The organism is Microvirga sp. 2MCAF35, assembly GCF_052115545.1.
In the GTDB taxonomy this organism is placed as follows: Bacteria; Pseudomonadota; Alphaproteobacteria; order Rhizobiales; family Beijerinckiaceae; genus Microvirga.
Window position 1 is genome coordinate 167,942 of sequence record NZ_JBFRGW010000007.1, and the last position, 21,864, is coordinate 189,805.

The 21,864-nt window shown below is 62.2% G+C and carries 19 protein-coding genes; 7 read left to right on the plus strand and 12 right to left on the minus strand.

Annotated features, from left to right (window positions below; all coding sequences use genetic code 11):
- Positions 1 to 322: 322 nt before the first annotated feature.
- The 4 genes from AB4097_RS05750 to pdxY form a co-directional block, all read right to left on the minus strand.
- Positions 323 to 1,345, minus strand: a complete 1,023-nt coding sequence (locus AB4097_RS05750) for an ABC transporter substrate-binding protein (protein ID WP_442037650.1) — start codon at positions 1,343 to 1,345, stop codon at positions 323 to 325.
- Between the two features lie 36 nt (positions 1,346 to 1,381).
- Positions 1,382 to 2,173 carry an ABC transporter permease gene (locus AB4097_RS05755; RefSeq protein ID WP_442037651.1) on the minus strand — a complete coding sequence of 264 codons (792 nt, stop codon included), beginning with the start codon at positions 2,171 to 2,173 and terminating at the stop codon, positions 1,382 to 1,384.
- Positions 2,173 to 2,985 carry an ABC transporter ATP-binding protein gene (locus tag AB4097_RS05760; RefSeq protein WP_442037652.1) on the minus strand — a complete coding sequence of 271 codons (813 nt, stop codon included), beginning with the start codon at positions 2,983 to 2,985 and terminating at the stop codon, positions 2,173 to 2,175. The genes AB4097_RS05755 and AB4097_RS05760 overlap by 1 nt, the downstream gene beginning before the upstream one ends.
- A 137-nt stretch (positions 2,986 to 3,122) precedes the next feature.
- Positions 3,123 to 3,971 carry a pyridoxal kinase PdxY gene (pdxY, locus tag AB4097_RS05765; protein ID WP_442037653.1) on the minus strand — a complete coding sequence of 283 codons (849 nt, stop codon included), beginning with the start codon at positions 3,969 to 3,971 and terminating at the stop codon, positions 3,123 to 3,125.
- A gap of 153 nt (positions 3,972 to 4,124) precedes the next feature.
- Here pdxY and AB4097_RS05770 point away from each other — a divergent pair, with 153 nt between their 5' ends.
- The 3 genes from AB4097_RS05770 to AB4097_RS05780 all read left to right on the plus strand — a co-directional run bounded on the left by AB4097_RS05770 (position 4,125) and on the right by AB4097_RS05780 (position 5,326).
- Positions 4,125 to 4,646 (plus strand): DedA family protein, encoded by a 522-nt coding sequence (locus AB4097_RS05770; protein ID WP_442037654.1) that lies wholly within the window; start codon positions 4,125 to 4,127, stop codon positions 4,644 to 4,646.
- Between the two features lie 66 nt (positions 4,647 to 4,712).
- Positions 4,713 to 4,868, plus strand: coding sequence for a hypothetical protein (locus tag AB4097_RS05775; protein WP_442037655.1), 156 nt, complete (start codon positions 4,713 to 4,715; stop codon positions 4,866 to 4,868).
- 110 nt (positions 4,869 to 4,978) lie between these two features.
- Positions 4,979 to 5,326 (plus strand): hypothetical protein, encoded by a 348-nt coding sequence (locus tag AB4097_RS05780; protein WP_442037656.1) that lies wholly within the window; start codon positions 4,979 to 4,981, stop codon positions 5,324 to 5,326.
- Positions 5,327 to 5,446: 120 nt separating this feature from the next.
- On the opposite strand, the gene ilvC is transcribed toward AB4097_RS05780, so the two are convergent.
- Positions 5,447 to 6,466, minus strand: a complete 1,020-nt coding sequence (gene ilvC, locus AB4097_RS05785) for a ketol-acid reductoisomerase (protein ID WP_442037657.1) — start codon at positions 6,464 to 6,466, stop codon at positions 5,447 to 5,449.
- Positions 6,467 to 6,743: 277 nt separating this feature from the next.
- Between ilvC and AB4097_RS05790 the strand changes: the two genes are divergently transcribed.
- Positions 6,744 to 7,289 (plus strand): DUF924 family protein, encoded by a 546-nt coding sequence (locus AB4097_RS05790; protein WP_442037658.1) that lies wholly within the window; start codon positions 6,744 to 6,746, stop codon positions 7,287 to 7,289.
- A gap of 3 nt (positions 7,290 to 7,292) precedes the next feature.
- Here AB4097_RS05790 and ilvN read toward each other — a convergent pair whose 3' ends face one another.
- From ilvN to AB4097_RS05805, 3 genes are read right to left on the minus strand one after another with little or no spacing between them, the layout of a single operon-like run.
- Entirely contained in the window at positions 7,293 to 7,838 is a 546-nt protein-coding gene (ilvN, locus tag AB4097_RS05795; protein WP_442037659.1) for an acetolactate synthase small subunit, read from the minus strand.
- Between the two features lie 29 nt (positions 7,839 to 7,867).
- The gene (locus tag AB4097_RS05800) at positions 7,868 to 8,548 is read right to left on the minus strand and encodes a glutathione S-transferase family protein (RefSeq protein ID WP_442037660.1); all 681 of its coding nucleotides are present in this window, start codon (positions 8,546 to 8,548) and stop codon (positions 7,868 to 7,870) included.
- A 17-nt stretch (positions 8,549 to 8,565) separates the two neighbouring features.
- Positions 8,566 to 10,338 (minus strand): acetolactate synthase 3 large subunit, encoded by a 1,773-nt coding sequence (locus AB4097_RS05805; RefSeq protein WP_442037661.1) that lies wholly within the window; start codon positions 10,336 to 10,338, stop codon positions 8,566 to 8,568.
- 276 nt (positions 10,339 to 10,614) lie between these two features.
- Between AB4097_RS05805 and AB4097_RS05810 the strand changes: the two genes are divergently transcribed.
- Entirely contained in the window at positions 10,615 to 11,442 is an 828-nt protein-coding gene (locus tag AB4097_RS05810; protein WP_442037662.1) for an RMD1 family protein, read from the plus strand.
- Here the strand turns inward: AB4097_RS05810 and miaA are convergent.
- Entirely contained in the window at positions 11,402 to 12,352 is a 951-nt protein-coding gene (miaA, locus tag AB4097_RS05815; RefSeq protein WP_442037663.1) for a tRNA (adenosine(37)-N6)-dimethylallyltransferase MiaA, read from the minus strand. The genes AB4097_RS05810 and miaA overlap by 41 nt on opposite strands.
- A gap of 14 nt (positions 12,353 to 12,366) precedes the next feature.
- Between miaA and serB the strand changes: the two genes are divergently transcribed.
- Positions 12,367 to 13,284, plus strand: coding sequence for a phosphoserine phosphatase SerB (serB, locus tag AB4097_RS05820; protein WP_442037664.1), 918 nt, complete (start codon positions 12,367 to 12,369; stop codon positions 13,282 to 13,284).
- A 106-nt stretch (positions 13,285 to 13,390) separates the two neighbouring features.
- Complete coding sequence (locus AB4097_RS05825; RefSeq protein ID WP_442037665.1) at positions 13,391 to 17,266, plus strand: calcium-binding protein; 3,876 nt, start codon at positions 13,391 to 13,393, stop codon at positions 17,264 to 17,266.
- Positions 17,267 to 17,866: 600 nt separating this feature from the next.
- Here AB4097_RS05825 and acs read toward each other — a convergent pair.
- The 3 genes from acs to AB4097_RS05840 all read right to left on the minus strand — a co-directional run bounded on the left by acs (position 17,867) and on the right by AB4097_RS05840 (position 21,860).
- Complete coding sequence (acs, locus tag AB4097_RS05830; protein ID WP_442037666.1) at positions 17,867 to 19,804, minus strand: acetate--CoA ligase; 1,938 nt, start codon at positions 19,802 to 19,804, stop codon at positions 17,867 to 17,869.
- Positions 19,805 to 19,980: 176 nt separating this feature from the next.
- Positions 19,981 to 21,501 (minus strand): DegQ family serine endoprotease, encoded by a 1,521-nt coding sequence (locus tag AB4097_RS05835; RefSeq protein ID WP_442037667.1) that lies wholly within the window; start codon positions 21,499 to 21,501, stop codon positions 19,981 to 19,983.
- Between the two features lie 167 nt (positions 21,502 to 21,668).
- A complete protein-coding gene (locus tag AB4097_RS05840; RefSeq protein WP_009764092.1) occupies positions 21,669 to 21,860 on the minus strand; it encodes a DUF2065 domain-containing protein in 192 nt (63 codons plus the stop codon).
- Positions 21,861 to 21,864 lie beyond the last annotated feature (4 nt).

A 21,864-nucleotide genomic window follows, 5' to 3' on the forward strand; every position in this document is an offset into this window, starting at 1 on the left:
GAGTTCCGATTCTTCAGAACGGGATGAGGTAACGCTAGAGACCCTTCTGTCAACCGAAGGCACGCAGTGGCATTGGGACGGGCCTATCCGTCTACGCTTTCGACCTGGAAGGCTGGCTCGGAACAGGAAATGAGGGTTCACCGACATCGCGGAAGGAACTGTCAAGGCCAGCGCCCTACCACATCATGGCCGGCCTTGTGCCGGCCATCCCGCTACTGTGAAGTGCCGCACGCTTCCAATCGAGATCACCGGCACTATGCCGGTGATGACGAACGAGTCGGGTTTAAAGCCAGGCTTCGACGATATCCGCCCGGACGCCCGGTTAGATCGCCGCCTGCCGCACGAAGCGGTCGTTGAAGGTCGCGGCGAGGTCCACCTTGGCGCCCTTCAGTTCCGGATCGAGCTGACGCAGCATGTCGAGCACGCTCTGCATGCCGGCCATCTGAATGATGCCGTCTCGGGAGTAGCTTTCGAGCGAATTCTGGACAGCCTTGAGGTAGAGCGGCTTGTCGCCCAGGTAGTATTCCTCCGGCACCGTTGCAGCGATATCCTCGGGCTTTGCGGTCTGAAGCCATTTCAGCGTCTTCACGAAGGCATTGACGAGACGCTGCGTGGTCTGCGGATTCTTCTCGATGAAATCCTTCTTCGTGTAGAGCGTCGCCGCCGGGTTCGAGCCTCCGAAGAGTTGGCGGGTTCCGGCCTCCGTGCGTGTGTCGATGAGGATCTGAATGTCCCCATCGGCTTCGAGCTTGGCGATGACCGGATCGAGATGCGAGATCACGTCGATCTCGCCCTTCTGCATGGCAGCCACCGCACTGGCGCCGGAACCGACACCTATGATGGCGGCATCGGACGACTTCAGGCCAGCCTTCACCATGGCGTATTGCGCCGTGAGAGCCGTGGAGGATCCCGGTGCGGTGACGCCGATCTTGAGGCCCTTGAAATCGGCGGCCGACTTGATCTGCCCGGCCTTGTCCTTCTTCACTGCGATCACGATTGCCGGGAAGCGGCCGAGTTCCGTGACGGCCACGACATCCTGGCCTTTGGCCTGCATCCGGATCGTATGCTCATAGGCACCCGTCACCACATCGACGGAACCGCCGATGAGGGCCTGCAGGGACTTCGCTCCGCCGCCGAAGTCGTTGATCTCGACTTCGAGCCCCTGCTCCTTGAAGAAGCCCTTGCGCTCCGCGATGGTGAGCGGCAGGTAATAGAGCAGCGGCTTGCCGCCGACGCCGAGCGTCACCTTCGTCTTCTCCGGCGTTCCTTGCGCAAGGGCGTTCGGTCCCAAAGCGGCTGCCAGTCCAAGAGCTCCTGCGCTTTTCAGAAATGTACGGCGTTCCATGGCGTTTCTCCCTGCTTTGATGGATCTTTGTGGATTCTAAGTGCGCGCAGCCAAGGATGTCTGCGGCCTCCAAACGAGGAAGCTGTTCTCGATCCTCGTCACGAGCATGTCGATCAGGATGACGAAGACGGAGAGGATCAGCATGCCGGCGAAGACGCCCGTTACGTCGAAGACGCTTTCGGCCTCGTGGATCTTGTAGCCGAGGCCGGCCGACGACCCGAGATATTCGCCGACGACGGCGCCGACGAGAGCAAAACCCACAGACGTGTGAAGCGACGAGAACACCCATGTCAAAGCCGATGGCCAATAGACATGCCGGAGCAGCTGACGCTCGTTCATGCCGAGCATGCGTGCATTGGCGAGTACGACGGGCGACACTTCGCGAACGCCCTGATACACGTTGAAGAACACGATGAAGAACACCAGTGTGAAGCCGAGTGCAACCTTCGACCAGATGCCGAGGCCAAACCACAGGGCGAAGATCGGAGCGAGCACCACGCGCGGCAGCGCATTCGCGGCCTTGATGTAAGGATCGAAAACCGCGGCCAGCAATTCCTTCCTGGCGAACAGGAAGCCGAAGATGATGCCGCCGCCTGCGCCGATCAGAAAAGCCAGGATGGTTTCGACCAATGTGATCCAGAGATGGCCCCAGATCTCTCCGGTGGCGAAGAGTGTCCAGCACCGCTTCAGGACATCGAGCGGCGTCGAGAAGAAGAACTGAACCTGCTTCGGCGTTCCTGAGATCGGATAGACGGTCAGCACATGCCACAACAGCAGGAAGATCAGCCCCACGCCGATCTGCAGGACGGTCAGTTTCAGGCGCGGCATCACGCCCCCTCCCCTTGGCTGTAGGCCTTCTGAACTTCGACGCGCAGGCTTGCCCAGATCTCCTTGTGGATGGGGTGGAACGTCGGTTCCATGCGCACCTCCGCAATATCGCGCGGACGAGGCAACGACACGGCAAAATCTCCGATGATCCGTGCTGCCGGCCCGGCCGACATCAGAACCACGCGATCGGCCAGGGCAATGGCTTCCTCCAGATCATGCGTGACGAACATCACCGCCTTGCGATCCGCTGCCCACAAATTCAGAAGCAGATTGCCCATGATCTGCCGCGTCTGCGCGTCGAGAGGCCCGAATGGCTCGTCCATCAGAAGGATCTCGGGATCGCGGATCAGGACCTGAGCCAAAGCCACGCGCTTGCGCTGCCCGCCGGAGAGCTGGTGCGGGTACCGGTCGACGAAGGCCGAGAGCCCGACACGCCCGAGCCATTCCTTCGCGCGCCGCGAAGCCTCACTGCGTGCAACGCCCTTCGACTCGAGCGCGACCGCCACGTTGTCGAGAGCCGTCTTCCACGGCATCAGCGCATCCTGCTGGAAGAGGTATCCGGCGCGCAGATTGAGGCTTGAAAGATCGTTGCCGAAGATCCTGACTTGACCGGCCGACGGCTTCAGCAGGCCGGCCGCCGCATTGAGGATCGTGGATTTTCCCGAGCCCGTGGGGCCGACAACCGCCACGAACTCGCCCGGACGGACCGAGAGGTCAATGCCGCTGACGGCCGTGTAGCCACCCACTTTCGGCCCGAACGTGATGGCAACATCGTTGAGCGCCACCGCCGCAAGGGAGGTTGCCTGATCCATTCCGCTCCTCATGACCCTTCGTTAGGACGGCATTCTAGGACCGCCTGAAGAAGGATCGCAAGGCAGGCCGCCTTCGCCCTTCGGCCTATTGGCTCCTCACGGGTGTGCCGAATCGGGCCTGATGGCTCGAGAGCGCCCTAAACCTCAGCCGCCTCGAAACGATGCGAGGGGGAGACGAATTCATCCTGCGCCGCGATGGTCAGGATCTCGCGGGATCCCGCCTTCTCCGTGCGCTTGAGCAACCCGTAGACGGAAGCTGAGGCCTCGGCCAGGGCCGTCGGGGCCGAGCGTGAGCGGGCATAATGAACGAAGAAGAGCGCCGCGATGGCATCTCCTGCCCCGTTCACGGACAGAGACAGCTTCGGCGTCCGCACGCGCCAGAATCGCCCACCTTCGCCGGCCACGAGATCGACGCCGTCGGCGGGCGTCTCCTTCGTTTCGACCGAGGTCACGAGCATGACCTTGGGACCCAGTGCCTGCACGATCGCTATGGCTTGTTTCACGTCATCCAGGGTCTGAGTCGTGACGCCGGAAAGATAGTCCAGCTCGAACTGGTTCGGCGTGATGATGTCGGCGGCCGGCACGGCCTGCTCGCGCATGAATTCCGGGATGCCCGGCCGCACGAACACGCCCCGGCCCACATCTCCGATGACGGGATCGCAGCAATAGAGAGCCTCAGGGTTGAGGGCACGGACCCGGGCCACCGCCGAGAGAATCGCGTTGCCGATATCGGCAGAGCCCATATAGCCCGAGAGAACGCCATCGCAGCGGCCCAGAACGCCCCGCTCCGCGATGCCTTCCACGAGGTCTTCGATGGCCGGTCCGTCGAAGACACGGCCTTTCCAGGAACCGTAGCCGGTATGATTGGAGAACTGCACCGTGTGAATGGGCCAAACCTCGACGCCGAGGCGCTGCATCGGAAAGACCGCGGAGGCGTTACCCACATGACCGTAGGCGACATGGGATTGGATCGAGAGAACATTCATGCTTCAGGCCCCTTTCACTCTCCCGTTATCGCAACCATCGCCCCGCTACAAATCGCCTGATGTGATCACATTCATCACAAGGCCATTGGTTCTCACCGGAACAGGCCATATTGACCCTGACAGCGGAACCACGACAGGACATTCAACGGCACCATGGACATCGAGTTTCTGAAGACCGGCATCCTGGAATTCGTGCAGAACCATAGGAGCTATGCACCCTTCGTCCTTGGGCTCATGACCTTTGCCGAGTCCCTCGCCTTCATATCCCTCCTGCTGCCCACCATGACGATCCTCATCGCCACGGGCTTTGTCCTGGCGGCGGCCGAGATCCCGTTCTGGGTGGCCTGGACCGGTGCCGTCTGCGGCGCGTTCCTGGGCAACTGGCTGTCCTATGCTATCGGCCAGCGTTTCAAGAAGACCGCCTATGAAGTCTGGCCCCTGTCACGCCACCCGAAGCTGATCGTGAGAGGCGAGACCTTCTTCCAGCGCTTCGGCCCCTGGGCGGTGTTCCTGGGCCGGTTCTTCGGCCCGATCCGCGCCGTCATCGCCTTGATCGCAGGCATCTTCCTGATGCCGCAGATCCTGTTTCAGGCCGCGAACCTGGCATCAGCCTCCGTCTGGGCCTTCGTGATCCTTGCGCCGGGCGCGGGGCTCGCCCACTACCTGCTGTGGTAGGTGGGCGCAGCCTGGGAACCCGGTGTCCAAGGGGTCATTAACCTCGGATCACCAAGGAGTTTCCCCATGGGCAAAGGCAAGATGAACGGCGACAACTCCGCCGAGAGCAAGAAACACTCCGGCACCCATATCCGCGGCTCAGGCGGAACGATGAAGAACCGCCAAGATCTCGGCAAGCAGGACAACAACAAGGCCGCGAATACCAAGAGCAATCAGCAGTAAGATTTCGGCAGTTCACCCAACGGTGAGCCGCCTTTCCCCTTCGTTTCCAGAGGTGGCAGCGACCTGCCGCAATGTTAGTGCGATGGCAACAACATTGCGGATTTTCGATCGTGCCCCTTTCCTCTTCCGACTCTGATGAAGAGTTCCACCTCGTTGCTTCCACCGACAGGGCAGAGAGCATTTTAGGAACCGGCTTACCGGCTGTCTGGTGGCCCTCGGTCGGCGGCGCGACGTCTTCCGTTTTCTCGATCTTCTGGCTGCTGGAGAGCTGGGAGGAAGCCAAGCCTCTGGTGGGTGCGACGAAGGTCAATTATCTGACGCAAGGTCTCGCCGGCCTTCTGGCGACCTTTCTCTGCTCCTACGGCATCTACCGGTTCTGGAAGGAGCGTTCTGAGACGATCGGCATCGTCCTCGGCGCCCTCTTGGCTGCGGCGGCCATGATGCTGCACCGCATGTGAGCCGGACAAGGCCGTGATGCAGGACCGTGTGCTTGCACACGGTGTTCGTGGAAACTAAAAAGCCTCGAAGGGATCCCTTCGAGGCTCTCGCACGGACCAGACGTACCGTCTGGAATGGCCTTAGTTCCGGCTCTTGTCGACCAGAGCCTTTTCCTTGATCCATGGCATCATATCGCGCAGGCGGGCGCCGACATCCTCGATGGGATGGGCGGCATTGCGGGCGCGGGTCGCCTTGAAGGAGGTCTGGTTGACCTTGTTCTCCAGCATCCAGTCGCGGGTGAACTTGCCGCTCTGGATATCCTCAAGAACGCGCTTCATTTCAGCCTTCGTTTCGGCCGTGATGATGCGCGGGCCGGTGACGTATTCGCCGTACTCGGCCGTGTTGGAGATCGAGTAGTTCATGTTGGCGATGCCGCCCTCGTAGATGAGGTCGACGATCAGCTTCACTTCGTGGAGGCACTCAAAATATGCCATCTCAGGGGCATAACCGGCCTCGGTCAGGGTCTCGAAGCCCGCCTTGATGAGCTCGACGAGACCGCCGCAGAGCACCACCTGCTCGCCGAAGAGGTCGGTCTCGCACTCTTCCTTGAAGGTGGTCTCGATGATGCCGGCGCGGCCGCCGCCATTGGCGGACGCATAGGAGAGCGCGATGTCATGGGCGTTGCCCGTGGCGTCCTGGTGGATTGCGATGAGGGTCGGCACGCCGCCGCCGCGCTGGTACTCGGAGCGCACCGTGTGGCCGGGGCCCTTCGGGGCGACCATGAGCACGTCGAGGTCCTTGCGGGGCTCGATGAGGTTGAAATGGACGTTGAGGCCGTGGGCGAAGAGCAGCGCCGCGCCCTGCTTCATGTTGTCGTGCAGGTCGTTGCGGTAAATATCGGCCTGCAGCTCGTCGGGGGTCAGCATCATGACCACGTCGGCCCACTTGGCGGCCTCGGCCACCTCCATGACCTTGAGGCCGGCCTTCTCGGCCTTGGCCGCCGAGGGCGAGCCCTTGCGGAGGGCCACGACGATGTCCTTCACGCCGGAATCGCGCAGGTTCAGGGTGTGGGCGTGGCCCTGGCTGCCGTAGCCGACGATGGCAACCTTCTTGCCCTTGATCAGATTGATGTCTGCGTCGCGATCGTAATAGACACGCATGGTCCTCAAGTCCCTTATCTCAAAGGGGGCTTTCCCCCGTCCTCGTCTCGCTGCACCGCCCAGAAGGGCCTGCGCAACAATTGTTTTATCAGGCGCCGCTTTTAGCGAATAAAACTGCGCTGACAAGTTCTTGTCTGTAGCAAAACTGCGGACCCTGCCTGCGCTCAGCGCAAAGCCTCGCTTTTTGTCAACAAACGATCCGAGCCTGGAGAGTTCAAACGCGTCCCCCATGCTCTAGATTGGCCTTACACTTTTGTGCCGAGAAGGACGACACCCCATGCAGCGCCTTGCCACTCCCGAGGAAGTGCTCGATTTCTGGCGCGAAGCCGGACCGGAGAAATGGTTTTCGAAGGACGACGCCTTCGACCAGATCTGCCGTGACCGCTTCCTGCTCACCTATGAAGCCGCCGCCCGGGGCGATCTCAACGAGTGGGAGCTTATCCCTGAAGGTGCGCTCGCCGTCATTCTCCTCCTCGACCAGTTCCCCCGGAACATGTTCCGGGGCCGACGCGAAACCTACAGAACCGACCCGGTCGCCCTCATGGCTGCGGACCGCGCCATCGAGCGCGGTTTCGACACCAAGGTTGACCCCGAATTCCGCCGGTTCTTCTACCTGCCCTTCATGCACTCCGAATCCTTGCGGCATCAGGAGCGCTCCGTGACCCTGAACGAAGCCTTGGGTGAAGATTCCATCAGGTGGGCTCGTCACCATCACGACATCGTCGCCCGCTTCGGCCGCTTCCCCCACCGCAACGCCCTCCTCGGCCGCGAGTCGACGCCGGAGGAGGAAGCGTTCCTGAAGGAGAACGACTTCAGGGGCTGATCCTTACAAGATTCCTTCCGCACCCCGCGCCATGGCGGCGACGCCCGTGCGGGACACCTCGACCAGCCCAACCGCCGTCATCAGCTTGATGAAGCGCTCGACCTCGTCGGTCGTGCCCGTCAGCTCGTAGACGAACGAGGTCAGCGTCGCATCCATCGTGCGAGCGCCGAAGGCCGAGGCGAGGCGCATGGCCTCCACGCGGTGATCGCCCTTGCCGACGACCTTCACCAAGCAGAGCTCGCGCTCGACGGCCTCGCCGGTGAGCGTGAGATCCACGACGCGGTGCACGGGGACGAGGCGTTCCAGCTGGCTCTTGATCTGCTGGATGATGCTGTCGGTACCCGTGGTCACGATGGTGATGCGCGAGACATGGGCCTCGTGCTCCGTCTCGGTGACGGTCAGGCTCTCGATGTTGTAGCCGCGGCCTGAGAACAGGCCCGCGATGCGGGCAAGGACGCCCGGCTCGTTGTCGACGACGACGGCAAGCGTATGCCGGTTCGACGGCTCGACGCGGGTCGCGTCGGGATAATGGGTTTTCATCTGGAGCATGGTTCGTTGTCCGGCTTGATGTTCTGGCTTCAGGCTGCTTTGCGGTAATTCTCGATCGGCTCTTCGTCGACCTCGTCGGCATCGACGATCCACTCCTCCTTCAGCGCCGCCGCGCGCCATTCCTGGAAGGCAGGCAGCGAGAGGATCGCATCAACATAGGCGCGGGTAGTGTCATCGAGTGCGATGGAATAGGTATCGAGACGTGTCGCGAGCGGTGCATACATGGCATCGGCCGCCGTGAATGCCCCGAAAAGAAACGGGCCGCCTGAGCCGAAACGCCCGCGTGCCTGGTGGACGATCTCGCTGAAGCGGGCGACATCGCGGGCAACGGCCTCGCCCCTATCCTTCTGCGCATATTTCTTGCCGAGATTCATCGGGCATGCGGAGCGCAGGCCCGAGAAGCCCGAATGCATCTCCGCAGCGACCGAGCGCGCCATGGCCCGTGCCTTCCGTTCCGTCGGCCATACGGGCGCCCCATAGGTCTCGCCGACATATTCCATGATGGCGATGGTTTCCCAAACGGTGATATCGCCGTCGATCAGGATGGGCACCTTGCCGGCCGGCGAGTGCCTGAGCACCTTCGCCTTCGTATCCGGCAGGTCGAGCGGAATAATGATCTCGTCGAAAGCGACCCCAAGCTGCTTCATCAGCAGCCAGGGACGCAACGACCAGGACGAGTAGCACTTATTGGCGATGACGAGGGTTGGCATGGTTCAGGCTTTCTGCATCAAACAAGCATCTTGCCCTTCTCGTCGATCACGGACCCGATATCGGCTCCGGTCTCGCCGAGATAATCGTTGAGCAGCATCTCGTTATGTGCCTTGCCCGAAGGGATCATCGGGAAGCAGTTCTCGGTCTTGTCGACGATGCAGTCGAAGATGACCGGGCGGTTCACATTGATCATCTCGAGGATCTTCGCATCGAGATCGCCAGGCTTGTCGCAGCGGATGCCGACGCCGCCATAAGCCTCGGCGAGCTTGACGAAATCGGGCAGCGATTCCGAATAGCTCTGCGAGTAGCGCCCACCGTGCAGCAACTCCTGCCACTGGCGCACCATGCCCATATATTCGTTGTTGAGGATGAACACCTTGATCGGCAGGTTGTACTGCAGGGCCGTCGACATTTCCTGCAGCATCATCTGGATCGAGGCTTCGCCGGCAATGTCGATCACCAGCGCGTCGGGATGCGCCAGCTGCGCACCGACGGCGGCGGGCAACCCGTAGCCCATGGTGCCATGGCCGCCCGAGGTCATCCAGCGGTTCGGCTCCTCGAACTTGAAGTACTGGGCCGCCCACATCTGGTGCTGCCCCACCTCGGTGGTGACGTAGGTCTCGCGGTCCTTGGTAAGCTCATAGAGACGCTGGATCGCATGTTGCGGCTTGATGGTCTCGGTGGAGTTGCGGAAGGCGAGGCAGTTGCGGGCACGCCAGCCTTCGATCTTGTTCCACCAATCCTTGAGCGCCGCCTTGTCGGGCTGATGAGCGCTCTGGCGCCACAGGCGCAGCATGTCCTCCAGCACGTGCGCGCAATCGCCGACGATCGGGATGTCCACCTTCACGGTCTTGTTGATGGAGGACGGATCGATGTCCACATGGATGCGCTTGGAGAAGGGCGAGAAGGCATCGAGCCGGCCCGTGATGCGGTCGTCGAAGCGCGCCCCGAGATTGATCATCACGTCGCATTCATGCATTGCGAGATTGGCCTCGTAGGTGCCGTGCATGCCGAGCATGCCGAGCCACTGCCGGTCCGAGGCCGGATAGGCACCGAGGCCCATCAGGGTCGAGGTGATGGGAAAGCCCGTGAGCTGCACGAGCTCGCGCAGCAGCGTCGAGGCATGGGGTCCCGAATTGACGACGCCGCCTCCCGTATAGAACACCGGACGCTTGGCGTTGGCCATCAGCTCCACGGCCGCACGAATGTGGTCCATGTCGCCCTTGACGGTCGGACGATAGGTCTTGTGCTGGTTGCTGAGCGGACGGGCATAGGAGCCGGACTTGAACTGGATGTCCTTCGGCAGATCGACCACGACCGGACCCGGCCGGCCGTTCTGTGCCACGTAGAACGCCTCGTGCAGGACGCGCGGCAGGTCCTCGATGGATTTGACCAGATAATTGTGCTTCGTGCAGTGGCGGGTGATGCCGACCGTGTCGCATTCCTGGAAGGCGTCGGACCCGATGAGATGGGTCGGAACCTGGCCGGTGATGCAGACCAGCGGGATCGAGTCCATCATCGCGTCGGCAAGTCCGGTGATCGCGTTGGTCGCGCCGGGACCGGAGGTCACCAGCACCACGCCCGGCTTGCCGGACGAGCGGGCATAACCTTCGGCCGCGTGCACTGCCCCCTGCTCGTGGCGGACGAGGACGTGACGAACCTTATCCTGGTGGAAAAGCGCATCGTAGATGGGAAGCACCGCGCCGCCCGGATAACCGAAGATATGCTCAACTCCCTGGTCCTGGAGGGCTCGGATCACCATTTCGGCTCCGGTCATCGTCTCGCTCATATCAACTGCTCCTCGGGATCTTTCGCATCACTGTCTTGGAATTTGGGCAATAAAAAAGGCCCCTGTGGGGGCCTATGCGCCATCGCCGGACCTGCGGGGATCAATCCCGCTCCGTCGATGGCGCTCGTACTACGAGAATAAGCTTGCGCATGGGGGCAGCTCTCGGTTCAAAAGTTGCGCCGACGCTAGACGATCCATTTCATTCGGTCAAGCAGGATCAACTTGGCGGAAATCTGCCTAGCTTCTATTTTAAGCTGCTATTTTAGTCGTATGACCATGACCGATACCATCTCCTCGACCGGCGCTCCCATGCAGAACATGCGCCTCACCGCCCGAGCCCTGCTTCTTGGCGACCGCCTCGACGTGGCGGGGCTGGAACGCAGCGACGTGCTGTCCACGACGCCCCTTGCCTTCCGGGCCGGCCAGGACGGCTTCGTCGCCCTCTTCCGTTACGGCGTCGCCGTCCTCGTTGGGCTCACCCCGCTGGAGGAGGACGAGGTCATCCGCGGCCTGCGCCAGCGCATCCGGGGCGAGTTCGCCCGGCACGAGGAGGAGACCGCGATCATCGAAATCTCGCCGGACCGGGACGACCAGATCCCGCCGGGAGGCCCGATCTTCATCAAGCAATTGTCCACCGAGCGCCTGATCGTCATCGCGGATGCCCTGTCCAAGAGCGCGACCCTGGCCCGCGACGAGCGGGAGGCCACCGCGGCCTTCGAGCTGGTGGAACCGTCGGTCCAGCACCTTGCGGCACAGGGCCGGCGACCTCGGGACCGCCGCAGGATTCTCAAGCAGGTCGGTCAAGCACTGCTAGTCCGGCAGCGCATGTCGGGTGGCGTGGCCGTGGAGGAGAAGCCTGACGTCCTCTGGGATCGCCCGGACCTTGAGCGTCTCTATGCCCGCCTGGAGGACGAATACGAGCTGAGGGAGCGCGCCACGGCGCTCCATCGCAAGCTCGAGGTGCTGGGCGACACGGCCCAGGCTTTGACCGACATCATCGATACCGAGCGATCCCTGCGGCTCGAACTGATCATCGTCCTGCTGATCGTGTTTGAGATCTTCATTACCTTCTATCAGATGTGGACAGGGGCTCCTGGGCATTGAGCCGAGCCATCGCCGTCTCGAAGCCCCGCTCCGGCTCGACCCATTGCCAGTCAGGCAACTGATGCCGGAACCACGTGAACTGGCGCTTGGCATAGCGCCGCGTGTCGCCCTGCCCTTTGGCAATAGCCTCATCGAGGGAAATCTCGCCGCGCAGGTGGGCCAAAAGGCCGGGAACACCATGAGCCCGCATGGCCGGGAGCATGGGATCGAGGTTGCGCTCGCCCAGCGCCCTCACCTCGTCGAGGGCTCCCTGGTCCATCATGGCGAGGAACCGCGCGTCGATTCGCCGGCGCAGTTCATCCCTGTCGGGGGCAAGAAACAACTTGATGACAGGAACGTCGGTAAACGGCCCCGGCTGGCGGACACCATGGAAGGAAACGAGCGGCCGGCCCGTCGCGGCGAAGATTTCGATGGCCCGCTGGATCCGCAGGCGGTCGGTGGGACGCAAGGTCGGGGCCGTTTCGGGATCACGCTCCGACAGGAGGCGGTGGAGCTCGGGCGTTTCCAGCCCTTCGCTGTCCCGGCGCACCCGCTCACGCACTTCGTCCGGAACAGAAGGCATGTCGGACAGGCCCTCCGTCAAGGCCTTGAAGTAGAGCCCGGTCCCGCCCACGAAGATCGGCAGCTTCCTGCCCTGAATCTCCCGTAGGACCTCGACCGCGTCGGCCACATAGCGCCCTACGGAGAAGTTCACGGCGGCATCCACATGGCCGTAGAGCCGATGGGGAGCCTCGGCCTCCTCCTCGGACGTGGGGCGGGCCGTGATGACCCGAAGGTCCCGGTAGACCTGCATGGAATCGGCATTGATCACTACGCCGTCGAGTTCCCGAGCCAGCTTGATGCCCAATGCGGACTTGCCTGATGCGGTCGGCCCTGCGATGAGAACCGCGCCGATCCCAAACCCCTTCAAAGCCAGGTCTCCCAATGGCGTCTTCCCAGAATTCCCTCGTTGCGACCCTCATCGCCAGCCCATCCCAGCCGGTTCTCACGGACGAGATCGTGGCCCTGGCCGCAACGTCGCTCGGACAAGAGACGGAACGCTCCGTTCTGGCAAGGGGAATCGCCGCGGATCTGATCGTCACGGGGCAGGCTCACCCCAAGGCCGTCGAGGCCACCCTGCGCCAGGCTCTGGCCGGCCAGCCCATCGACATCGTGGTGCAGCCTTTAGGCACTCGCCGCAAGCGCCTGTTCCTGGCGGACATGGATTCCACCATGATCGGTCAGGAATGCATCGACGAGTTGGCCGATTACGTTGGCTTGAAACGGGAAGTATCCGAGATCACCGAGAGGGCCATGCGCGGCGAAATCGCCTTCGAGCCCGCTCTGCGAGAGCGCGTGGCGCTGCTCCGGAACCTGCCGGTCAACGTGGTCGACGAGATCATCGAGAAGCGCATCACCCTGACGCCCGGCGGCCAAGCCCTGGTCCGAACCATGCGCGCCAACGGCGCCTACACCTGTCTCGTCTCGGGCGGCTTTACTCTCTTCACCGGCCCCGTTGCGGCCAAAATCGGCTTCAACGAACACCGCTCGAACCACCTGATCCTGGACGGCGAGAAGCTCGCGGGCCAAGTCGAGGAGCCGATCCTCGGCCGCGAGGCGAAGCTTGCGACCTTAATCGAGCTGCGGACCCGCTTCCGTCTGGAGGCGCACGAGACGATGGCGGTCGGCGACGGCGCCAACGATCTTGCCATGCTGGAGGAAGCCGGCCTCGGCGTCGCTTTCCACGCCAAGCCCGCCGTCGCCGCGGCCGCCCATGCCCGCATCGACCACGCGGATTTGAGCGCTCTTCTTTATATGCAAGGCTATGGCGAAGCGGATATTGAGAAGGCTATCCTTCGGTAAGTTCTTATGAGAACTAAATTTTCTTTGAAAAGACTCTCAGCGAGGCATTGTCTTTTGATATGAAATAATCTTACCATAGGCGCAAATTCCTCTTGGAGCCTGCGCCATGTCGACCACAACCGGGATCTACGGCACTATTGGAAATGACAGTCTCGTCGGGACAACCGGCAGTGATGTCATCTCCGGGTATGACGGGAACGACACTCTCGACGGCGGGGCCGGGTCCGATCGTCTCAACGGCGGCACCGGCAACGACACCTATCGTTGGGACCCACTGACCAGCGGCCGCGATGAGATCGCCGATCCCGAAGGGAACGACACCCTCCAGGTCAATGCGCTTGTTTCTGAACTGACGTTCTCGTCGATGAATAACGGGCGCGACCTCCGGATTCAGTTCGGGCATACGGCCCATCTCGACATCAGCCAGTATTTCAACAGCGCCGAGTTCGCCAGCGGGCAGATCGAGAGCATCGTCTTTGCCGACGGCACCACATGGACGCGCGAGCAGGTTCGGGCCGCTCTGACCTCTCCGCTCATCCCCGCCGCGAACATGGCTCCCGAAATCCTGCGCCTGGACGGAAACCGCGTCCTGGAGGGGAGCGGGAGTGTCGATCCTGTTGTCGGCTGGATCCGCGCCCATGACGAGAACGGCGATGCCCTGACCTATACGCTCCTCGACGATGCGGGCGGGCGGTTCCGCCTGGACGGTTACGCGGTCCGCGTCGACGATTGGAGCCTCATCGATCATGAAGACCAGCGCTTCCACGATATCCGCGTCCTCGTAACGGATTCCTCAGGCGCCACGGCCGAGGAAACGTTCACTCTCGAGGTGCTCGACCGCGTGACCGAGCCCACACCGCCGGCTCCTCCACCGCCTGCGCCAAACCAGGACCCTTCGACGATCATCCTCGACAACCCGCGCATCCAGGAAAATGCCCATGAGGGCGACGTCGCCGGTACACTGCGCGGCATTGATCCGGATGGCGACGTTGTCACCTTCACGCTCGTCAATGATGCAGGCGGTCGCTTCTATCTCGACGGAAACGTCGTTCGCGTCACAGCTGGCGCGCAGATCGATTTCGAGCAATGGCAGAGCCATACCATCCGGGTTCTCGCCTCGGACGGGCGCGGCGGTCATAGGGAGGCGGACATGACGATCTTCGTCATCAACGACGTGTCGGACGATCCCGCACCGGTGCCGACACCGCCTCCCCCGCCACCTCCCGGCAGCCATACGGGCACACAAGGTGCCGATATCATCCGTGGAACCGCCGCAAGCGAATCTTTCCAGGGCCTCGGCGGTGACGACATTCTCCTCGGCAAAGGCGGAACCGACCTGTTCGACGGCGGAGCAGGCAACGACGCCGCAATCGGCGGAACGTCTGACGATATGTATGTGTGGCAGCCCCTCGCCGGCGATTACGACTATATCGGCGATGACGGCGGCTCAGCCGACGCGGTTCATATCGGCGGCCAGCTCGCAGATTTCGATTTTCACGGCAGCCAGAGCAGCGGCGATCTGCGCATCGTTCATCGCACCACGGGCGCCATTCTCGATATCGGACAATACTTCAACACGTCGAGCCTCGGCGGTCAGATCCATGGGCATATCGAGCATTTGGCCTTCGTGGACGGCGCTCTCTCGCTGAATGATGTCGTCGCGCGACTGACGCCCATGCCGCCAAGCACGGCCCGCCCCACGGAGATCGTGCTCAGCCACAACGGCGTGGAGGACGATCCGACGGCGGGAACCCTCGTCGGCACCCTCAGCACACTCGACCCGCAAGGGAGCGGCAGCTTCACCTATAAACTGATCGACGACGCGGACGGCCGCTTCGCCATCCAGGGCGACCGGATTGTCGTCGCGAACGGCTCGCTCATCGACTACGAAACCGCCGGACATCACTGGATTCGTGTGCAGACCACGGATTCCACCGGTCTATCGGTCATCAAGGACTTCTCGATCCTGGTGACGGACGTCGATGCCGAAGAAATTCCAGCTCCGACGAACGTCATCTATGGCACCGAAGGCAGCGATGAACTCATCGTGGCACAAGCCAGCGTGAAAGTTTATGGCCTCGGGGATGTTGATCACATCGTCGCCTACAACGGCAACAACTCGCTCGATGGTGGCGCCGGTGACGATTATCTGGAAAGCGGAAGCGGGAACGATACGCTGGAAGGAGGCTCTGGTAGCGATGTCCTTTGGGGTGGCTCCGGCAATGACACCTATGTCTGGGGCGCCGAGCTTGGAACCTACGATTGGATCCTCGATGAAGGCGGCATCGATATCCTGAAGATCAATGGTACAGCCAGCGATTTTACCTTCCAGCGAGATTATTTTGGAGAGCTTCGGATCTCCAAGGGGCCGCTAGAGACGAGAGCCCTTCTCGACATCAGCAATTACTTTCAGGGCAGCAATGAAACCGGCCGTGTCGAACAGCTCATTTTCTCGGACGGCACCGTTTGGGGTTATGAGGATGTTCTGCGAGCTACGAACAAAGCACCTTATAATTTCGAGCTTCACGGTGGCGGGGTATTCGAGAACGCGTCAACGGGCACGCCTGTCGGATATTTTTCCGCAATCGATCCGGAAGGCGGGCCTCTCACTTATGAATTGATCGACAATGCCGGTGGGCGCTTCAAGCTTGCAAACGGCTCCGGCACAAGCATCTCGCTCGGCGTTGCGAATGGTTCGCTTCTCGACTTTGAAACGAACCAGACCCACGACATCATAGTCCGTGTGAAAGACCAGTACGACGCCTACATCGACCAAACCTTCACCATCCAAGTGCTGGATCTGCAGGACACTGAGCAACCTCCGGAGAATCCACCACCAAGCAACCGCCCCCCGCACGACATCACGCTCTCGAATATGAGCATCGCGGAGAACACGGTTTCCGGAAGCCATTTTGCGCGGATCAGCGCCGTCGATCCTGACGGCGATCAGTTGACCTACGAAATCGTCGGGCCGCATAGCGGGGCTTTCCGCCTCGTTGTCGACGACCTCGTAGTCGACAATGCGGCGCTGCTCGATTTCGAGACGAGCCCGGTCCAGACGATCACCATCCGTGCCAAGGATGCTCACGGCGGCGTCACCGACCGGACGTTCGAGATTCATGTGACGGATGTGGATGAATCCGAGAATCCGCCACCGCCAGCGAATCATGCGCCGACGCATATCGAGCTGACGGATTACAGCGTTCCGGAGAACACCGAAGCCGGAACCGTGGTGTCGCTCCTGCGCGGCCACGATCCGGACGGTGATGCTCTCAGCTATAGCCTTGTGACACCGAGCGAGGCGTTCGCGATCCGTGGCGATGAGTTGATCGTCGCGGATGCCGGTGCGCTCGACTACGAAAGCGCTGCATTCCATACTCTCGTGATCCGCGCGACGGATGCGGACGGTGCTTTCGTGGATCAGACTGTCACGATTGCCATCGAAGACGAGGTGGATGAGACCCTGCCCGGTTCGGATGGGAACGACACCCTGACGGGCAGCGCAGGGGATGATGTCCTGTCCGGCTTCGGCGGGAACGACCAGATCGCGGGAGGGGCCGGCCACGACACGCTCGATGGCGGCACCGGCAATGATCGCCTATTCGGCGGCTCGGGGAACGACGTTCTGATCGGCGGTGCGGGCAAGGACACGCTCACGGGCGGCGCCGGCAAGGATGCCTTCGTCTTCTCGACGGCAATCGGCAACGCCCATGTCGACCGCATCACGGACTTCTCGGTGCGCGACGACACGATCCACCTATCGAAGGCGATCTTCAAAAAAGCGGGCAAGCTCGGCACCCTGAAAGCAGATGCGTTCGTCGTTGCTACCCAAGCTCAAGATGCGGAAGATCGCATCATCTACAACAAGCAGAACGGCAAGATCTTCTACGATGCCGACGGGACTGGTGCGAAGGAAGCGCTGCACATCGCAACCATCGGAGCCAACCTGAACCTGACCAATCGGGACTTCCTTATCGTCTGATCGGGGATGCTCCATACAGACAAGAGCGAGAGCCTGTGGGCTCTCGCTCTTGTTTTTGTTTCGGCTGATCCGCAGCGTCAGCGATGCGAGAGACGACCCATCACCTTACGCATGTGAGAGGATCCCTCTCCTCGCCTGAGGCGCTCCAGGGGTGCTACAGCATCGGGCCCAAAAGTGGATTTGCACTTTTGGGATCCATCCGATGCTTTTTCTCTTGGCTGGCGCATCGAATGGAGCGGACCCGCAGGGCCGCGTCAGCGAATACCGAGTCCGCTTTTCCGTCCGATGCGCTAGAGGAGTGCGTCCCTGAGTATCGTGCCGGTTATCATCTCCGAGCAAGTCCCAGAACATCGCGGATGTCCCAGGCATCAGCGTTCAGCGGTTATCCGTGCGGGAACAGGATGGGCTGCCCCGATGCTCTTGAGACTTGGTTTTGCGCATCTTTCTACGCAAAACGGGTTCCCATTCTTGTGTTCGATGCTTCAGTCCCTGAAGATTTTAGTGCCGTTATTTGCCCTGATCTTGCTCATGGCTTGCTTCGGCAGGCCCCGCTTTTCGCTGATGCGGCCCTCCGAGTCCATATGATGCGCCGATCAGCTTTTATGCCGCCTGAACCCGCCTGACGATCTCGGCCACCACCGTCGGATCGGCGACCGTCGAGGTATCGCCGTGGTTTTCGTAGTCGCCAGCGGCGATGCGCGTGAGGATGCGGCGCAGGATCTTGCCTGATCGATTCTTGGGCAATTGCGGCGCCCATTCGATCCGGTCCGGCGTGGCGATCGGGCCGATACGGGTGCGCACGACCTGGATGAGATCGCGGCGGAGATCGTCGTTCTCCGCGATGCCTTCCTTCAGCGTGACAAAGGCGAAGATGCCCTGCCCTTTGATCTCGTGCGGCATGCCCACCACGGCAGCCTCCGCCACCGATGGGTGCGACGCCAGGGCGGATTCGACTTCCACAGTGCCGAGCCGGTGGCCGGACACGTTGATCACGTCGTCCAGGCGCCCGGTGATCCAGTAATACCCGTCCTCATCCCGCCGCGCGCCGTCGCCGGTGAAGTAGTAGCCCGGGAAGGTGCTGAAATAGGTTTTCAGGAAGCGGTCCCGGTCGCCGAGGATGGTGCGGGCCTGTCCCGGCCAGGAATCGGCGAAGCACAGATTACCCGCGCCCTCGCCTTCGACAATGGCCCCGTCGCTGCCCAGCAGAGCGGGCCGCACGCCGAAGAACGGCTTCGCGGCCGAGCCCGGCTTCAGGTCCATGGCGCCGGGCAGCGGACACAGGAGAACGGCCCCGGTCTCCGTCTGCCAATAGGTGTCGACGATCGGGCAGCGCCCTCCTCCGACGACCGCATGGTACCAGAGCCAGGCTTCCGGATTGATCGGCTCGCCCACGGACCCCAGAACGCGCAGGGATGACAGATCGTGCTTGCGCACCGGCCCCTCTCCGTCGCGCATCAGCGAGCGGATGGCAGTCGGCGCGGTGTAGAAGATGTTGACTTTGTAGGTCTCGATGATCTGCCACCAGCGCGACGAGTCCGGCCAAGTGGGGACGCCCTCGAACAGCACGACGGTAGCGCCGTTCGCGAGAGGGCCGTAAATCAGGTAAGTGTGCGCCGTCACCCAGCCCACATCCGCTGTGCAGAAATGGATGTCGCCAGGGTGGTAGTCGAACATCGCCCGGAAGCTCGTGGCGGCATGGACAAGATAGCCGCCGGTTGTGTGAAGCATCCCCTTGGGCTTGCCGGTCGAGCCCGAGGTGTAGAGCACGAAGAGCGGGTCCTCGGCGTTGACCTCGACAGGCGCGCACTCGTCCGAAACTTCGGCCAAGGCCTCATCATACCAGCGGTCGCGGCCTGCCGTCATGGGAACGTCCCGGCCCGTGCGACGCACGACGAGCACGTGCTCGACGAAGGGCATGTTCTCCAGGGCCGCATCCGCGTTCTTCTTGAGCGGCACGTGCTTGCCTGACCGTAGGCCTTCGTCTGCCGTGATCAGCACCCGCGAGCGACAATCCTCGATCCGGCCGGCCAGAGCCTCGGCCGAGAAGCCGCTGAAGACCACCGAATGAACCGCGCCGATCCGGGCGCAGGCCAGCATGGCCGCGATGGCCTCCGGCACCACGGGAAGATAGACACTGACGAAATCCCCCTTCTTGACCCCGAGCTTTTTGAGGGCATTGGCGAGGCGGGAGACCTGCTGCTGAAGGTCTGTCCAGGTAACCCTGCGCGCGTCGCCCGGCGTGTCGCCTTCCCACAGGATGGCCGCATCGTCGCCCCTATCTCGGGCATGCCGGTCGAGGCAGTTGAACGACGCGTTCAGGGTTCCGTCCGCGAACCACTCGATGGTCACGTCATCGGGCGCGTAACGGGTGTTCTTCACCGTCGTGAAGGGCGTCACCCAGTCGAGGATCTGGGCCTGCTCGCTCCAGAAGCCCTCCGGATCGTCGAGAGAGCGCTGGTAGAGATCCAGATAGGCCTGCCGATCCACATGAGCTGTCGATGTCAGGGCCGCCGGAACGGGAAAGACGTGCTGGGTCATGATGCTCTGATCTTGCACAGGAGGCCCTGCCCGAGCCTCGGTTCGTGGAGGATGCAAGTCTTCAATCCTCCAGATCAGGCCTTTATGTCAACCATATTGTTCTTAATAAAGAACACAATCGATAAACGAAAAGGGCGGCCCGTAGGACCGCCCTCTAAGACCATGTGCAAGGAGGCTTATTCGATCGAAAGAGCGACGAAGCGCACCTCGCCTTGAGCGTTCGACACCAGGAGCAGGGCGGACTTGCGTCCCTGAGCCTTGAGATCGTCGATCTTCTTCGTCACGTCGGACGGGCTCGTCACCGGCTCCTGATTGACCTCGACGATCACCTCACCGGCCTGGATCCGCTTGTCGGAAGCGTTCGAATTCGGATCGACCCGGGTGATCACCACGCCCTTCAGGTCGTCCTTCAGGCTGAAGCGGCGGCGCAGCTCGTCCGTCATGCCGGACATGTTGAGGCCGAGCGCCTGACGGGTGGTCGTCGGCGGTTCGGTCGAGGGCTGCTGCAGGCTGGCCTGCTTCTCGGTGTCCTCGAGCCGGCCCAGGGTCACCTGCTTGGTCATCTCCTGGCCCTTGCGGACGATGGCCACGTCGACGGCTTTTCCGACCGGGGTCGATGCGACGATGCGCGGCAGGTCGCGGGAATCCTTGACCTCCTTACCATCGAAGCGAACGATCACGTCGCCGACCTCGAGGCCGGCCGGCTTGGCAGGTCCCTTGTCGTCGATACCGGCGATCAGGGCGCCGCGCGCCGTGCCGAGGCTCAGGGCCTCCGCCGTTGCGTCATCCACGTTCTGGATGCGCACGCCGAGCCATCCGCGACGGGTCTCGCCGAACTGGCGCAGCTGATCGATGACCGGGACGGCCGTGGACGCGGGAACCGCGAAGCCGATGCCGACCGAACCGCCCGTGGGGGAAAGAATGGCCGTGTTGATGCCGATGACCTCGCCGTTCATGTTGAACAGCGGGCCGCCGGAATTGCCCTTGTTGATGGAAGCGTCGGTCTGGATGTAGTTGTCGTAGGGACCGGATTCGATGTTTCGGCCGCGGGCCGACACGATACCGGCCGTCACCGAGCCGCCGAGGCCGAAGGGATTGCCGATGGCCATCACCCAGTCGCCCGGCCGGATGGAGTCGGAATCACCGAACTTCACGGCTTTGAGCGGCTTGTCGGACTTCACCTTCAGGACGGCCAGATCAACCTTGGAATCCTTACCGACGATCTCGGCCTTCAGGCGCGTACCGTCAGGGAAGATCACGCTGATATCGTTGGCGTCGCCGATCACGTGGTTGTTCGTCACCACGATGCCCGAGGGGTCTATCACGAAACCGGACCCGAGAGAGTTCGAGCTGCGCGGCCGCGATGGCGCGCTGTCGCCGCCGCCACCGCCTTGTCCGCGGCGGTTGAAGAACTCCTCGAAGAGATCCTCGAACGGAGTGCCCGGCGGCAATTGGGGCAGGGTTCGGTTACGGGCTTCGACGGTGGTCGAGGCCGAGATGTTGACCACGGCCGGCGTGACATCCGCCGCCAGATCGGCGAAGGATTCAGGCGTGGAACGGGCAAGGACCGGCAGCGGCAAGGCGGCCGTTGCGACGATTGTGAAGACCGCGAAGCAGGACGCGGCCAGCCGGCGGCGCAGGGGACGCTGGGGCAGCGCCGTCTTGGAAGGCTCCAGCGCATTCGTGGCTGTGTTCATCGAAAACCTCTCTCGGAGAATACGCATATAGATTGGTATCTGGCCGCGCCATTCAAGCGGATATTGCGGCAGAAGCCTGGCCGAGAGCATCGGGCTCAAAAGTGGATTGCACTTTTGGAATCCGATCCGATGCTCCAAGTCTTGGCTGGCGCTTCGTTGGTGCGCTTTCAGCTGAAATGCCTTACCAACCAGATCACGCCAACTCCGATCAGCGCGGAAATGATCCCGACGATCCGCATCTGGTCACTCGGGCTGTGGGCCGCCTCGTACATGGCCCGGCGCATGCCGTCAGGGAAGGCGGCAAACAAAATGCCCTCGACCGCGAGAGCGAGGCCGAGGGCTGCAATCAAATCCAACATCAGG

Bases quoted from the DNA above. Each gene is read 5' to 3' on its own strand.
- AB4097_RS05750 (WP_442037650.1), bottom strand. From the start codon at position 1,345: ATGGAACGCCGTACATTTCTGAAAAGCGCAGGAGCTCTTGGACTGGCA.
- AB4097_RS05755 (WP_442037651.1), bottom strand. From the start codon at position 2,173: ATGCCGCGCCTGAAACTGACCGTCCTGCAGATCGGCGTGGGGCTGATC.
- AB4097_RS05760 (WP_442037652.1), bottom strand. From the start codon at position 2,985: ATGGATCAGGCAACCTCCCTTGCGGCGGTGGCGCTCAACGATGTTGCC.
- pdxY (WP_442037653.1), bottom strand. From the start codon at position 3,971: ATGAATGTTCTCTCGATCCAATCCCATGTCGCCTACGGTCATGTGGGT.
- AB4097_RS05770 (WP_442037654.1), top strand. From the start codon at position 4,125: ATGGACATCGAGTTTCTGAAGACCGGCATCCTGGAATTCGTGCAGAAC.
- AB4097_RS05775 (WP_442037655.1), top strand. From the start codon at position 4,713: ATGGGCAAAGGCAAGATGAACGGCGACAACTCCGCCGAGAGCAAGAAA.
- ilvC (WP_442037657.1), bottom strand. From the start codon at position 6,466: ATGCGTGTCTATTACGATCGCGACGCAGACATCAATCTGATCAAGGGC.
- AB4097_RS05790 (WP_442037658.1), top strand. From the start codon at position 6,744: ATGCAGCGCCTTGCCACTCCCGAGGAAGTGCTCGATTTCTGGCGCGAA.
- ilvN (WP_442037659.1), bottom strand. From the start codon at position 7,838: ATGCTCCAGATGAAAACCCATTATCCCGACGCGACCCGCGTCGAGCCG.
- AB4097_RS05800 (WP_442037660.1), bottom strand. From the start codon at position 8,548: ATGCCAACCCTCGTCATCGCCAATAAGTGCTACTCGTCCTGGTCGTTG.
- AB4097_RS05805 (WP_442037661.1), bottom strand. From the start codon at position 10,338: ATGAGCGAGACGATGACCGGAGCCGAAATGGTGATCCGAGCCCTCCAG.
- AB4097_RS05810 (WP_442037662.1), top strand. From the start codon at position 10,615: ATGACCGATACCATCTCCTCGACCGGCGCTCCCATGCAGAACATGCGC.
- serB (WP_442037664.1), top strand. From the start codon at position 12,367: ATGGCGTCTTCCCAGAATTCCCTCGTTGCGACCCTCATCGCCAGCCCA.
- AB4097_RS05825 (WP_442037665.1), top strand. From the start codon at position 13,391: ATGTCGACCACAACCGGGATCTACGGCACTATTGGAAATGACAGTCTC.
- acs (WP_442037666.1), bottom strand. From the start codon at position 19,804: ATGACCCAGCACGTCTTTCCCGTTCCGGCGGCCCTGACATCGACAGCT.
- AB4097_RS05835 (WP_442037667.1), bottom strand. From the start codon at position 21,501: ATGAACACAGCCACGAATGCGCTGGAGCCTTCCAAGACGGCGCTGCCC.
- AB4097_RS05840 (WP_009764092.1), bottom strand. From the start codon at position 21,860: ATGTTGGATTTGATTGCAGCCCTCGGCCTCGCTCTCGCGGTCGAGGGC.